11 protein-coding genes are annotated in these 13,232 nt (G+C 62.1%); 8 read left to right on the top strand and 3 right to left on the bottom strand.

The annotated features are described in order from the left end of the window. Positions 1–9: 9 nt before the first annotated feature. A complete protein-coding gene (locus tag NKH16_RS00260; protein ID WP_352742592.1) occupies positions 10–2,334 on the bottom strand; it encodes an NADP-dependent malic enzyme in 2,325 nt (774 codons plus the stop codon). Between the two features lie 399 nt (positions 2,335–2,733). Here NKH16_RS00260 and NKH16_RS00265 point away from each other — a divergent pair, with 399 nt between their 5' ends. Both NKH16_RS00265 and NKH16_RS00270 read left to right on the top strand, forming a co-directional pair. Next, positions 2,734–4,134, top strand: coding sequence for a selenium-binding protein SBP56-related protein (locus NKH16_RS00265; RefSeq protein WP_352897909.1), 1,401 nt, complete (start codon positions 2,734–2,736; stop codon positions 4,132–4,134). A gap of 24 nt (positions 4,135–4,158) precedes the next feature. Continuing rightward, positions 4,159–4,824 (top strand): hypothetical protein, encoded by a 666-nt coding sequence (locus tag NKH16_RS00270; protein ID WP_352448725.1) that lies wholly within the window; start codon positions 4,159–4,161, stop codon positions 4,822–4,824. A gap of 141 nt (positions 4,825–4,965) precedes the next feature. On the opposite strand, the gene NKH16_RS00275 is transcribed toward NKH16_RS00270, so the two are convergent. Further along, positions 4,966–5,745: an SDR family oxidoreductase gene (locus NKH16_RS00275; RefSeq protein WP_352502482.1), complete on the bottom strand. Its 780-nt coding sequence runs from the start codon at positions 5,743–5,745 to the stop codon at positions 4,966–4,968. 120 nt (positions 5,746–5,865) lie between these two features. On the opposite strand from NKH16_RS00275, the gene NKH16_RS00280 reads away from it, so the two are divergent. Both NKH16_RS00280 and NKH16_RS00285 read left to right on the top strand, forming a co-directional pair. Further along, positions 5,866–6,687 carry a UDP-2,3-diacylglucosamine diphosphatase gene (locus NKH16_RS00280; RefSeq protein WP_352742595.1) on the top strand — a complete coding sequence of 274 codons (822 nt, stop codon included), beginning with the start codon at positions 5,866–5,868 and terminating at the stop codon, positions 6,685–6,687. 127 nt (positions 6,688–6,814) lie between these two features. Then, complete coding sequence (locus tag NKH16_RS00285) at positions 6,815–8,032, top strand: MFS transporter (RefSeq protein ID WP_352742597.1); 1,218 nt, start codon at positions 6,815–6,817, stop codon at positions 8,030–8,032. Here NKH16_RS00285 and dgcA read toward each other — a convergent pair. Next, on the bottom strand, positions 8,003–8,986 hold the full coding sequence (dgcA, locus tag NKH16_RS00290) for an N-acetyl-D-Glu racemase DgcA (protein ID WP_352742599.1): 984 nt from the start codon (positions 8,984–8,986) through the stop codon (positions 8,003–8,005). The genes NKH16_RS00285 and dgcA overlap by 30 nt on opposite strands. Positions 8,987–9,064: 78 nt before the next feature. On the opposite strand from dgcA, the gene NKH16_RS00295 reads away from it, so the two are divergent. From NKH16_RS00295 to NKH16_RS00310, 4 genes are read left to right on the top strand one after another with little or no spacing between them, the layout of a single operon-like run. Further along, positions 9,065–10,249: an ABC transporter permease gene (locus NKH16_RS00295; RefSeq protein ID WP_352742600.1), complete on the top strand. Its 1,185-nt coding sequence runs from the start codon at positions 9,065–9,067 to the stop codon at positions 10,247–10,249. A gap of 1 nt (position 10,250) precedes the next feature. After that, positions 10,251–11,069 (top strand): ABC transporter ATP-binding protein, encoded by an 819-nt coding sequence (locus NKH16_RS00300; RefSeq protein ID WP_352593549.1) that lies wholly within the window; start codon positions 10,251–10,253, stop codon positions 11,067–11,069. A 13-nt stretch (positions 11,070–11,082) separates the two neighbouring features. Further along, the gene (locus NKH16_RS00305; RefSeq protein WP_352540616.1) at positions 11,083–12,456 is read left to right on the top strand and encodes an MlaD family protein; all 1,374 of its coding nucleotides are present in this window, start codon (positions 11,083–11,085) and stop codon (positions 12,454–12,456) included. A 37-nt stretch (positions 12,457–12,493) separates the two neighbouring features. Beyond that, positions 12,494–13,147 carry an ABC-type transport auxiliary lipoprotein family protein gene (locus NKH16_RS00310; RefSeq protein ID WP_352742602.1) on the top strand — a complete coding sequence of 218 codons (654 nt, stop codon included), beginning with the start codon at positions 12,494–12,496 and terminating at the stop codon, positions 13,145–13,147. Positions 13,148–13,232 lie beyond the last annotated feature (85 nt).

The following is a 13,232-nucleotide window of genomic DNA, read 5'->3' on the forward strand; positions in this document are numbered from 1 at the left end:
AGCCCGCGGCTACCCCAGATCGACGATGGCTTGCGCCTTGTGCGCGGCTTCCACCACGGCCAGTGCCGTCATGTTGACGACGCCGCGCGACGTGACCGACGGGGTCAATATGTGCGCCGGGCTATCGGTGCCGAGCAGGATCGGGCCGACATGCAGCGCGTCCATCATTGTGCGCAGTGCCGTCAGCGTGATGTTCGCCGAATCGAGATTGGGAAACACCAGCAGATTGGCTTCGCCCTTCAGCCGCGAATGCGGATAGACGCGTTGGCGCAGCTGTTCCGACAGTGCCGAGTCGGCATGCATCTCGCCGTCGCATTGCAGGTCGGGCGCGATGCGCGCCAGGATTGCCGCTGCCTGCCGCATCTTCATGGCGCTTGGCGAATCGCGGGAGCCGAAATCCGAATGCGAAAGCAGGGCTGCCTTGGGCTCGATGCCGAAACGCTGAATCTCCTCGGCCGCCAGAACGGTCATTTCCGCAATCTCCTCGGCGGTCGGGTCGACCGAGACATGGGTATCGGTGAGGAAAATGATGCCTCGCTGCGAGATCAGCATCGAAAGCGTCGACAGGTCGCGATCCCTAATGCCGGCGCGCGGTCCGATGATCAGCGTGACGTTGCGCAAATGGCGCTCGAAACGGCCTTCGAGGCCGCAGACCATGGCGTCGGCATCGCCGCGTTTCAGGGCAAGGGCGGCGATCACCGTATTGTCGGTGCGCACCATGGTGCGCGCCGCTTCCGTCGTCACGCCACGCCGGCCGGCAAGCTCGATCAAGAGATCGACGTAGTGACGGTAACGCGGATCGTCTTCCGGGTTGATCAAGCCGAAATCGACGCCCGGCTTGATGCGCAGCCCGTAGCGCTTCAGCCGCACCTCGATGACATGCGGGCGGCCGATCAGGATCGGTTCGGCAATGCCTTCCTCGAGCACGACCTGCGCGGCGCGAAGCACGCGCTCGTCCTCGCCGTCGGCATAGATGACGCGCTTGGCGCTCGACGTCTTGGCCATCGAGAATACCGGCTTCATGACCAGGCCGGAGCGGAAGACGAAGCGGTTCAGCTTGTCGATATAGGCGGCGAAATCGGTGATCGGCCGGGTCGCGACGCCGGTCTCGCAGGCTGCCTTGGCGACGGCAGGGGCAATGCGCAGGATCAGCCGCGGATCGAAAGGCGAGGGGATCAGGAACTCAGGACCGAAGATCGGCGTCTCGCCGGAATAGGCGCGGGCGGCGACATCGGACGGCTCTTCGCGGGCAAGGGCTGCGATCGCCCGCACCGCAGCCATCTTCATCTCCTCGTTTATGGCGCTGGCTCCGCAGTCCAGCGCGCCACGGAAGATATAAGGAAAACAGAGTACGTTATTGACTTGATTGGGGAAATCGGAGCGGCCCGTGCAGATCATCGCGTCGGGCCGTGCTGCACGTGCCGCTTCCGGCATGATCTCGGGATTGGGGTTGGCCAGCGCCAGGATGAGCGGCTTGGGCGCCATGTGGTGCAGCAATTCCGGTTTCAGCACGCCGGCGGCAGACAGGCCGAGAAACACGTCGGCGCCGGGCAGAACGTCGGCCAGCGTGCGCGCTTCGGTGTCCTTCACATAAGGGTCTTTCCAGCGGTCCATCTCCTCGACGCGGCCCTTATGGGCGACGCCGAACCGGTCGGTGACCCAGATGTTTTCGACCCGCGCGCCGAGCGAGACCAGAAGGTTGAGGCACGCAAGCGCCGCAGCGCCGGCGCCTGACGTGACGATCTTGATGTCCGAGATGGACTTGCCGGCGAATTCCAGCCCGTTGAGCACGGCGGCGGCGACGATGATGGCGGTGCCGTGCTGGTCGTCATGGAAGACCGGTATGCCCATGCGCGCTTTCAACTGCTCCTCGACCTCGAAGCATTCAGGCGCCTTGATGTCTTCCAGGTTGATGCCGCCGAAGGTTGGTTCCAGCGCCGAGATCGTCTCGACCATGCGCTCGATGCCCGGTGCGTCGATCTCGATGTCGAAGACATCGATGCCGGCGAACTTCTTGAACAGCACCGCCTTGCCTTCCATCACCGGCTTGGAGGCGAGCGGGCCGATATTGCCGAGGCCCAACACCGCCGAACCGTTGGAGACGACGCCGACCAGATTGGCGCGCGCCGTATAGTCGGCCGCGGTTGCCGGATTGTCGCGGATCTCCAGACAGGGCGCCGCCACGCCGGGCGAATAGGCGAGCGCCAGGTCGCGCTGGTTGCCGAGGGGCTTCGTTGCCTGGATTTCGAGCTTTCCGGGCCTCGGGTGCTTGTGGAAGTAGAGGGCGGCTTCGTCGAGGTCGGATCGGGCCGCCTTCTTGCTTTCGCCTGTCATGACGGCCGCCTCCTCAGTTCAGTCCGTTTGATGTTTTGAGTCTCTTAGCATGCAGCCGAGCCTTTTCGAGGGGTGATATGTCGCAAGCGCGAGCTTACGGCTTGCACCCCCGCCCTCCTGTGCGGTCTGCCATTGAGATGTTGGGGCGATAGGCGGGGTGCTGCGGCGAGGTACGCCGCCCAGTTCGAATGTCTGGTGGCGCTCGTCACTCACAGAGGCCTCGCGGCGAAACAAGTCGACATTGCAGTTCTCCAAAATCCGTGAGATTCTTCGAAAAGTCGCACGAAATAGCGTGCGAACAACAAAGCGCCCCGACGTTTTCGGCGGACATCCAAACGCGTCACAGATCGTGCCCCTGATTGTCGGTCGGACTGCTTAACCTGCCAAGGGAGGACGACAATGACTGTACGGCCAGACCCGACTTTCCACGCGACTGCCAAGCTCGCAATGCAGGCGCCAGTCGAAAATTTTGCCTACACTTTGATGTTGAGTCCCGACTTCTCTCAGCCAGATGGACTAGCCATAGTTGACGTAAACCCGAAGTCGAAGGACTACGGCAAGGTCGTCCATAGCGTGATAATGCCGAACAAAGGCGACGAGTTTCACCATTTCGGCTGGAACGCGTGCTCGTCGGCCCTTTCGCCGCTGAATGGTCACCCGTTTCTCGAGCGCCGCTTTCTGATCATTCCCGGTATTCGATCTTCGCGCATTTACGTCATAGACACCAAGGGCGGACCGACCAAGGCCAAGATCCACAAGGTCATCGAGCCAGAAGAGGTGTTTGCCAAGACGGGCTATTCCAGGCCTCATACGATTCACTGCGGTCCGGAAGGTATTTATGTCTCGACGCTTGGGGGCGGTGGCCCTGACGGCACCGACGGACCTCCCGGCATCTTTGTCATGGATTGCCAGACGTTCGACGTCATCGGGCGCTACGAGATCGATCGCGGGCCGCAGGACAAGCAATATGATTTCTGGTGGAACCTGCCACGCGACTACATGGTGTCGAGCGAGTGGGCCCTTCCGCCCCAGTTCGAGCAGGGCATCGTGCCTGAAGACCTCCTGTCGAACAAATATGGACACCGGGTGCATTTCTGGAATTTGCGCGAACGTAGGAACGTGCAGACCATCGATCTGGGCGCCAACCACCAGATGGCGCTGGAAGTCCGCCCCGCCCATGACCCGGTCAAGGAATACGGTTTCCTTGGAGTGGTCGTCGACACGACAAACCTCGAGGGATCGATCTGGACCTGGTGGCGCGAGGGCGGCAAATTCCATTGCGAAAAGACGGCGACCATCCCGCCCGAGGCAGCCGCCAAGGATGACCTGCCGCCGTTGCTTCAGGGCTTCGAGGCGGTGCCGCCGCTAGTAACCGACATCGACCTGTCGCTCGATGACCGATTCCTCTACGTATCCTGCTGGGGCACCGGCGAGATGCGCCAATACGATGTGACCGATCCGATGAAGCCTAAGGTTGCAGGGTCCATCCATATTGGCGGCATCACGCGCAAGACCAAGCATCCCGGCGGCGGCGACTACAGGGGCGGACCGCAGATGGTCGAGATCAGCCGCGACGGCAAACGCGTTTACTGGACCAACTCCCTGTATTCGACTTGGGACGACCAGTTCTATCGCGATGGTATTCCGGCAGCCATGGTCAAGGCCAATGTCGGCGAGAACGGTGGGATCACCCTGGACAAGAACTTTTATGTCGAATTCCCCGAGGGGTATCGCTCCCACCAGATTCGTCTGGAAGGCGGCGATTGCTCGACGGATTCGTTCTGCTATCCGTCGGTGTAACCGACTGCCCGGGTCAATGAAGCGATGAGCGAGTGGACGACGGCCGGTCTCTGGCTGGCCGTCGTCGCCAGCGGTATTTATCACGGTATCAATCCTGGCATGGGCTGGCCGTTGGCCGTTTCGACCGGACTTTTGGACAGACGTGCCGGCGAATTGTTCCGGGCGCTCGGCCTTTTGGCAATGGGCCACTTTGTGGCGATGATCGGTATCCTGCTGCCCTTCGGCGCGATGCTGACGCTCATCGTCTGGGAACGACAGATTCGCATCGCGGCGGGATTGATTGTGATCGCAGCCGGGATCTATCTCCTGATCAACCGGCGCCACCCGCGTGTTCTTGCCCGTATCCCGCCGGCACAACTGGCCTTGTGGTCCTTCGCGGCCGCCACCGCGCATGGCGCCGGGCTGATGCTGGTGCCGATTTATCTCGGCCTGTGCCAGGCAGGCGATCTCGATGTTGGACACCAGGCGGCTATCACGCTCATGGCAGGTAATCTGATCACCGCCACCGCCGTCTCCGTAGTCCATACGGCCGCGATGATTGTAAGCGGCGGTGTTATCGCCATTGCCGTCTATCGATGGCTCGGACCCAAGTTCATCTCACAAAGCTGGTTCAATCTCGACACTGTGTGGGCCGTGAGCCTGATCCTGGTGGGGGGAATTGGGATCGCGAGTATCGGATTCGCTCGGTAGGTTGCATGCATTGGCAAAGGAATTCTCCCTTCTCCGGATGTCAGGAAAGATCAGATCGCATCATGCGGCGCTCGCAACCCAACAACCGCAAAGGGTCGTTCTTCCGCCGTCCAGAGGGTAACCAAGCCTTGGATTCTGCCACTAAAACGCGCTGACGTAGAGGCCGCCGTCGACCGGTATGTTCTGCCCGGTCAGGTAACCGGCATGAACCGAGCACAGGAAGGCGCAGATCTGGCCGAATTCCTCCGGTGTACCGAGCCGTTTGGCCGGAACGTTGGCTGCTGCTTGCGCTTTGCGCGCGGCGGCGGCGGCCGGATCTTCGGGCGTGCCGGCCTCGTGCGGGCCGCGCAGCCGGTCGGTATCGAGTTTTCCCGGCAGCATGTTGTTGATCGTCACATTGCGGTCGATCACCGTGCGCGCGACGCCGGCGAGGAACGAAGTGAGGCCGGCGCGGGCGCCGGACGACAGGTCGAGGCCGGGGATAGGCACATAGACCGACAGCGAGGTGATGTTGACGATGCGGCCGAAGCCGCGCGCCGCCATGCCGTCGATCACGGCCTGAACCAGTTCGACAGGGGTCACCATGTTCTGGGTGACGCCCTCGAGGATCTTTTCGCGGTCGAGCGCGCGGAAATCGCGAAACGGCGGACCGCCATTGTTGTTGACGAGGATGTCGGGATCGGGGCAGGCGGCAAGCAGCGCCTTCTGGACATCGGGCTTGGATACGTCGCCGACGATTTCGGTCACCTTGACGCCGAATTTCTCGCGCAGTTCAGCGGCGGTTTTGGCCAGCACGTCGGCGTTGCGGCCATTGATCACCAGATCGCAACCTGCCTCTGCCAGTGCCATGGCGCAGCCGCGTCCCAAGCCTTTGCTCGAAGCGCAGACGATGGCCTTCTTGCCGCGAATGCCGAGATCCATGGTGATTTTCTCCTCTGATTGCCGCGGCAACCTATCCGGATGGCTGGACCAATCGCAACCGTCATACGGTTGTTGCATGAATCGGAGCATAGGCTCAGGCGAAAGCAACGGTGACAAATGATGTCCGGCGCAGAGCCTCGCACTTTCCGCAGCATGTTCATCTCCGACGTCCATCTCGGATCGAAGGCGGCGAAGGCCGAATTCCTGATCGATTTCCTGCGCCATCACGATGCCGATATCATCTATCTCGTCGGCGACATCGTCGACGGCTGGCGCCTGAGACGAAGCTGGCATTGGCCGCAAAGCCATAACGACGTGATCCAGAAATTGCTGCGCAAGGCGCGCAAGGGCGCCAGCATCACCTACATCGCCGGCAACCATGACGAGTTCGCGCGACAGTTCCAGGGCGTTCATTTCGGCGGCATTGTCGTCGCCGACCGCGCCATCCACGAGACCGCCGACGGCAAACGCCTTCTTGTCATCCATGGCGACCAGTTCGACACCGTCGTCCATAATGCGCGCTGGCTGGCCTATCTCGGCGACTATGCCTACGACGCGGCGATCCTGCTCAACCGCGTCATCACACGTCTGCGCCAGGTGCTCGGCCTGCCTTACTGGTCGTTCTCGTCCTGGGCCAAGGTCAAGGTCAAGAAGGCGGTGAATTTCATCGGCTCGTTCCAGACCGTGCTGACCGAGGAGGCGCGCCGCTCGCATGTCGACGGCGTGATCTGCGGGCACATCCACCATGCCGCGATCGAAAGCTATGAGGACGTGCAATACATCAACACGGGCGACTGGGTGGAGAGCTGCACGGCGGTGGTCGAGCATTTTGACGGCAGGATGGAGATCCTGCACTGGGCGCATGTCCTGCCGGAGACTCCGGTCGGCAGCGAGGTGCTCGTGCCGATCGACATCAAGGGCAGGGCAGTCCAGGCGGCTTGACCAAATCCGGCCGCATCTCGCTTCAATCGGTTAGTCCAGCGGTTTCATCGACTTTTTCGCCGTGTTAAGCAGCGGCAGGTGTGGCGGGCCGACCCGGCTGAATGCCGTGCCGACGGATCGCCTGTCAATGTCCTCGCTGCCGCCGCTTTCGCCCGAACAGCTCGTCAAGCCACGCCATTTCGAACTGCGCATGAGCTTGATCTTCTTTACGCTCTTCGTTCCGCTCGGGACGCATGTGCCGTATTTCCCGCTGTGGCTGCAGGCGAAGGGGTTCCATGCCGAACAGATAGCCGTGATCCTCGCCGCGCCGATGTTCCTGCGCGTGGCGACGACGCCTTTTCTTACTGCGCTGGCAGACAAAGCGAGCGACCGCGCCAATGTCTATGTTGCGCTGGTCGCCGCATCGCTGATCCTGTCCGCCGGCTACCTCCTGCCGCCGACCTACGCAACGGTACTTGCCGTGTCGCTGGCCCTGACGGTCGTCTGGACGCCGCATTCGCCGATTGCCGATTCGCTCGCCCTTTCAGGTGTTCGCCGCTTCGGCTCGAATTACGCAAGCATGCGCAAATGGGGCTCGATCTCCTATCTCTGTGCCAATCTCGCCGGCGGTTTCATCCTGTCGGCGAGCGGTGCCCAGGCTGTCCCGGTGATCATCTTCGCGGCGCTGTGTGCCGCGCTAGCCGCCGGACTGATTGCGCCGCGCCTTGGCCGTCCACGCCGCGCCTCGCCGCTTTCGGCCGCCGATATCCAGCAATCGGCACCGAAACTCCTCAACCGGTACTTCCTCTATTTTTCGACAGGCGTCGGCGTCATCACCGCCAGCCACGCATTTCTCTACGGTTTCGTGTCGATCTACTGGAAGTCGATCGGCATCAGCGATTCGGTTGTCGGGCTTCTGTGGGGGTGGGGCGTCGTCGCCGAGATATGCATGTTCGTCGTTTTCACCCGCGCTTTCGCCTCCTTCTCGGTCGTCTCGATCATGCTGATTGCCGGGATCGGCGCGATCGTGCGCTGGTTCGCCTTTCCGCTGATCTGGCCGCTTGGGCTTGGCGTTGGCGGGTTTTTCGCGATCCAGACGCTGCACGTGGTTTCGGTGGCGCTGGTGCTGATCGGCCTGCAAAAGATGATCGGTGAGACGGTCGCGGAAGAACGCACCGGGGCGGCGCAAGGCATCGCCTACTTCTCCAATGGCTTCTTCATGGCGGCGGCGACGCTGATTTCCGGTCCTCTTTACGACCGCTTCGGCGCGAATGGCTTCTTTGCGATGATCCCGATCGCCCTGACGGGCCTGGCTCTGATCGGGCTTGCCGCGCGTTCAGCCCCACAGCGCCCGCTCGGGCGGTGACACCAGCGAACCTTGGTAGACGAGACCGGGAACGCGGTCGCGGGCCAGCAGCAGCGGACCGTCGAGATCGACGAAATCGGCATCCTGCGCCAACAGCACGGCCGGCGCCATCGCAAGCGATGTGCCGACCATACAGCCGACCATGACACCAAGACCCAGTTCCCGGGCGCGGTCGCGAAGCACGAGTGCAGCGGTCAGGCCACCCGATTTGTCGAGCTTGATGTTGACGGCGTCGTAAAGGCCGACAAGCGCTTCAAGGTCCTTCGCCTCGTGCACGCTTTCGTCGGCACAGATCGGTACCGGATGTGCGATGTGGCGAAGAATACCGTCATGTCCCGCCGGCAGCGGCTGTTCGATCAAGGCGATACCGTGCTCGGCGGCAAAGGCGAGGTTTGCGACGATATTGTCGTCATTCCAGCCCTCATTGGCGTCGAGAATGATTCGGCTGTCGGGTGCTGCCGCCGTCACTGCACGGATGCGCGCGATGTCGTTGTCGCCGCCGATCTTGACCTTGAGTAGCGGGCGCTGGGCGTTAGCGCGGGCCTGCCCCGCCATCGCCTCCGGCTCGGCGAGCGACAATGTATACGCCGTCTCAAGCGGTCGTAACGGAACGGTTCGTATCGTATGCGCCACGGGTGTTCCGCTGATCTTCGCTTCCAGGTCCCAGAGCGCGCAGTCGATGGCACTGCGTGCCGCGCCGGCAGGCATGGCATCGAGCAGGGCGATGCGGCTGATGCCGCGCGCGATCTCGCTGCGCATCGCCTCGATCGCGTCGCGCACATCCTCCATGGTTTCGCCATAGCGCTTGTAAGGGACGCATTCGCCGCGTCCTGTACGGCCGTTTTCGGTGATGGCGCAGGAAATCACCTCCGCTTCGGTCTTCGAGCCGCGCGAAATGGTAAAGGTCCCGGCTATCGGAAAGCGCTCGGCCTCGACCGAAATGACACGCGCCATATTTTTCTGCTCCGGCTGTGCAACAAGGAGGATATCGGCAAATCGACAGGTCGGCCCCGTCAGGCTAAACAGGACGCCATGTTGACCATCCGCAAACGCGACGCAAGCGGCCCTGCCAAGGAGCCCGACCACCAGCCGCGCATCGCGATCGGCGAGGAGGGCGGCGTTCTCGGCTGCGCTTTCTCGGGAACCTGGACGACGCGCACCGTGGCGCTGGTCGATGCCGAGATGCGCAAGATCGAGAAGCGCAGCGGCTTCAAGACGCTGGCGCTCGACCTTTCACAAATCGAGAAGATGGACACAGCCGGGGCGTGGCTGATCGACCGCCTGGTCAGCAGCTTCGAAAAGAAGGGCGTCGAGATCACGATGCAGGGGCAAAGCGAGATTGCCTCGATCCTGCTCGGCGCCGTCGGTGATGCGGTCCGACGCGAGCCCGAATCAGGTCCGGCAAAGCCGCCCAACTTCATCATTCGCGGGCTCGAGGCGGTTGGCCGGCGCGTTTATGAGATGCGCGACGATTTCCTGGCCGCAATGAATATCCTCGGCGCCACGATACGCGGCTCGCAGATGAAGCTTGGCCGTGGCCATGCCGTCAACATGGCGGCGATCTTCAACCAGATCGATCGCATGGGTGTCGGCGCCATACCGGTAGTCGTGCTGATGTCGGCCATCGTCGGTGCGATCGTCGCCCAGCAAGGCGCTTATCAGCTCAGCTATTTCGGCGCCGACATCTTCGTCGTCGACCTGGTCGGGGTGCTGATCCTGCGCGAGCTCGGCGTGCTGATGACGGCGATCATGATCGCCGGCCGCTCCGGCAGTGCGATCACCGCCGAGATCGGCTCGATGAAGATGCGCGAGGAGGTCGATGCGCTGAAGGTGATCGGTCTTAATCCAATCGGCGTGCTGGTGTTTCCGCGGCTGGTCGCGCTGGTCATCGCGCTGCCTTGCCTGACGATCGTCGCCAACTTTGCCGCGTTGGGCGGCGGCATTTTGGCTGCATGGCTCTACTCCGATATTGCACCGGCAGCGTTCATCGACCGGCTGCGTGTCGCAATCGACCTCAGCACCATCTTTGCCGGCCTGATCAAGGCGCCGTTCATGGCCATGATCATCGGCATAATCGCCTCGGTCGAGGGCATGAAGGTTGGCGGCAGCGCCGAATCGCTTGGCCAGCATGTGACCGCCTCAGTGGTGAAGTCGATCTTCGTGGTCATTATCCTCGACGGGCTTTTCGCCATGTTCTATGCAGCGATCGAGTTCTGAGATGGCGCTGCCGGGCACAAACACGACCAAGGTGGCGGCGAAAGCCAAAGAAGACGAGATCGTGCTGTCGGCGCACGACGTCACGGTGTCGTTCGCCGATCAGGTCGTTCTCGACAAATTATCGCTCGATATCTGGCGCGGGGAGATTCTCGGCTTCGTCGGTGCCTCCGGTGCCGGCAAATCTGTTCTCTTGCGCACCATCCTTGGCTTGACGCGCAAGCAATCGGGAACAATCAAACTGTTCGGGGTCGACGTCGAGAGGGCAACCGAAAGGGAGCGCCTTCGCATCGACATGCGGCTTGGCGTGCTGTTCCAGCATGGTGCGCTGTTTTCGGCGCTGACCGTCCTCGAAAACGTCCAGGTGCCGATGCGCGAATATCTCGATTTGCCGAAGAAGCTGATGGACGAACTTGCCATGCTCAAGGTCGAGTTGGTGGGATTGCCGCCGGATGCGGCGCAGAAATTCCCCTCCGAGCTCTCCGGCGGCATGATTAAGCGTGCTGCGCTGGCGCGCGCTCTGGCGCTCGATCCGGATATCGTCTTCCTCGACGAACCGACTTCCGGGCTCGATCCGATCAGCGCGGCTGAGTTCGACGAATTGGTCGTCAAACTGCGCGATACGATGGATTTGACCGTGTATATGGTCACGCACGATCTCGACACGCTGTTTACCGCGTGCGACCGCGTGGCGGTGCTCGGCAACAAGAAAGTGCTGGTCGAGGGCACGATCGACGACATGCTCAGGAGCGAAGAACCCTGGGTAAAATCCTATTTCCGCGGAAAACGCGCCCGGCAACTTGATCTTGCGGCGCGCGCATAGCCATAAGTGAGCAATGGAAACCAGGGCCAACTACGTCATTGTCGGCATTTTCACGCTGGCCGCGATCCTCGCGGCTTTCGCTTTCGTCTATTGGACGGCGGCAATCGGCGAAAAGGGTGAGACGACGGTGCTGCGCGTGCGCATTCCAGGCTCCGCTTCGGGGCTCGGCCGTGGCAGTTTCGTGCTGTTCAATGGCGTCAAAGTCGGCGACGTGCGCCGTGTCTATATCGACGTCGACAATCCGACCGCTGCTATCGCCGACACCGAAATAGACCGGAATACGCCTATCACCAAGTCGACGCAGGCCGATATCGGGCTTGCCGGCCTCACCGGCCAGGCCAACATCGAGCTCAAGGGCGCCGACCCCAAAGAGCCAAAACTTCTCGACGAGGCGGAAAAGGAAGGCCGTGTCGCCGAGATCGTTGCCAACCCGTCGGCGGTCACCAATCTGCTACAGACAGCGCAGAACATCTTCACCCGCGCCGACAAGGTCCTTTCGGAGCTCGAAGGCTTCACCAAGGATGTTCGCGGGCCGCTGACGCAGACCGTCAACAATGTCCAGACCTTCTCCGATGCACTGGCCAGGAATGCGGACGGCGTCGACAAGTTCCTGGCCAGCGTCAGCTCGCTGGCGGACGAACTGAAGGGTGTTTCGGGCAAACTCGACGGCACCCTGAAGGCGGCGGAAGGGCTACTCAACGCCGTCGACAAGGACCAGATCAAGAGCATCGTCGCCAATGTCGACACGGTCACTTCCAACCTCAAGGAAACCAGCAAGCAGTTCGACACGGTCATCAAGAACGTGGACACCGCGGTCGGCTCGATCAACGACTTCGCCCAGAAGACGCAAGGCACACTGGCCAAGGTCGACGGCGTTCTCGACGGCATCGATCCGGCTGAGGTTCGCACCGCGCTGGCCAATATCCAGAAGGCCAGCGAAAACGCCAACGAGGCTGCCGCCGACATCGCCAAGGTGACCAACAAGTTCGCCAACCGGGCCGACGACATCGACGAAACCATCAAAGACGCGCACCAACTCGCAGGACGCCTCAACGATGCCTCGGTGCGAGTCGACGGTATCCTTGCCAAGGTCGACAAACTGCTCGGCTCCGGTCAGGCCGACGGCGTCATGGCCGATGCCAGGGCGACGCTCAAATCGTTCAAGCAGGTCGCCGACACGCTGAACGCCCGCCTCGGCACCATCACCGACAATCTGGCGCGGTTCTCGGGACAGGGGCTGCAAAACGTCGAATCGCTGGTCCAGGACAGCCGTCGTTCGATCAACCGCATCGAAGAGGCGGTGACCGACCTCAGCCGCAATCCACAGCGGATCCTGTCCGGCGGCGAGGGTGAGGTCCGGCAGTTCGACGGCAGGGTGCGCCGTTGACTTCGGCCTGCGCCCACCGCAAGAACATAGCTGGCAGATGCGCATTGTTTCCACGATCCGGGGGGGATCGCGTTTGAAGTCGATCAGTTCAGGCAGCGTCAGATCGAGTGGGTTCAAGGCCGGAGTGGCACTGCTGGCGCTTTCGCTCGCCGGCTGCGCGGCGCTGGGCGGCAAGCCGGCGCCGCTGGATACGTTCGAGCTTTCGGCGCCGTCGCTGGAAGCGCGTGCCCACAGCCGTCGCCAGATCCTCATCGCCCAGCCATCGGCGCTCAAGGCGCTGGACAGCCAGAACATCGTCATTAAGCCATCGCCGCGATCGATCCAGTATCTCAAGGGCGCGCAATGGGCCGACCGGCTGCCGATGATCGTACAGGCGCGGCTGGCAGAGACGTTCCAGCGCTCGGGCAGCTTCACCGGCGTTGGCAAGCCAGGCGAGGGGCTGGCGATCGACTATCAGGTGATCGTCGAGATCCGCTCGTTCGAGGTGCGTGTCGACGGCGGCGAACATGCCGAGGTCGAGCTGTTCGTGCGCCTGTTGAACGATCGCAACGGTGAAGTGCGGGCGTCGAAGACGTTTAGCGCCATCGCGCCCGTTTCGGGCAATGGCAACCAGGCCTATGTCGGCGCGCTCGATGCCGCGTTCGGCGATGCGGCAGGGCAAATCGTCCGCTGGACGGACACCGTGATCTGACACAGCCGAAACTGCCGGCACGGCACTCTACAGCGCCAATGGAATTCAGTACGGCATAAAAAAGGCGGGAAATCCCGCCTTTTCG

Source organism: Mesorhizobium sp. M1307, from assembly GCF_040318155.1.
Taxonomy (GTDB): domain Bacteria; phylum Pseudomonadota; class Alphaproteobacteria; order Rhizobiales; family Rhizobiaceae; genus Mesorhizobium.

Bases quoted from the DNA above. Each gene is read 5' to 3' on its own strand.
- NKH16_RS00260 (WP_352742592.1), bottom strand. From the start codon at position 2,334: ATGACAGGCGAAAGCAAGAAGGCGGCCCGATCCGACCTCGACGAAGCC.
- NKH16_RS00265 (WP_352897909.1), top strand. From the start codon at position 2,734: ATGACTGTACGGCCAGACCCGACTTTCCACGCGACTGCCAAGCTCGCA.
- NKH16_RS00270 (WP_352448725.1), top strand. From the start codon at position 4,159: ATGAGCGAGTGGACGACGGCCGGTCTCTGGCTGGCCGTCGTCGCCAGC.
- NKH16_RS00275 (WP_352502482.1), bottom strand. From the start codon at position 5,745: ATGGATCTCGGCATTCGCGGCAAGAAGGCCATCGTCTGCGCTTCGAGC.
- NKH16_RS00280 (WP_352742595.1), top strand. From the start codon at position 5,866: ATGTCCGGCGCAGAGCCTCGCACTTTCCGCAGCATGTTCATCTCCGAC.
- NKH16_RS00285 (WP_352742597.1), top strand. From the start codon at position 6,815: ATGTCCTCGCTGCCGCCGCTTTCGCCCGAACAGCTCGTCAAGCCACGC.
- dgcA (WP_352742599.1), bottom strand. From the start codon at position 8,986: ATGGCGCGTGTCATTTCGGTCGAGGCCGAGCGCTTTCCGATAGCCGGG.
- NKH16_RS00295 (WP_352742600.1), top strand. From the start codon at position 9,065: ATGTTGACCATCCGCAAACGCGACGCAAGCGGCCCTGCCAAGGAGCCC.
- NKH16_RS00300 (WP_352593549.1), top strand. From the start codon at position 10,251: ATGGCGCTGCCGGGCACAAACACGACCAAGGTGGCGGCGAAAGCCAAA.
- NKH16_RS00305 (WP_352540616.1), top strand. From the start codon at position 11,083: ATGGAAACCAGGGCCAACTACGTCATTGTCGGCATTTTCACGCTGGCC.
- NKH16_RS00310 (WP_352742602.1), top strand. From the start codon at position 12,494: ATGCGCATTGTTTCCACGATCCGGGGGGGATCGCGTTTGAAGTCGATC.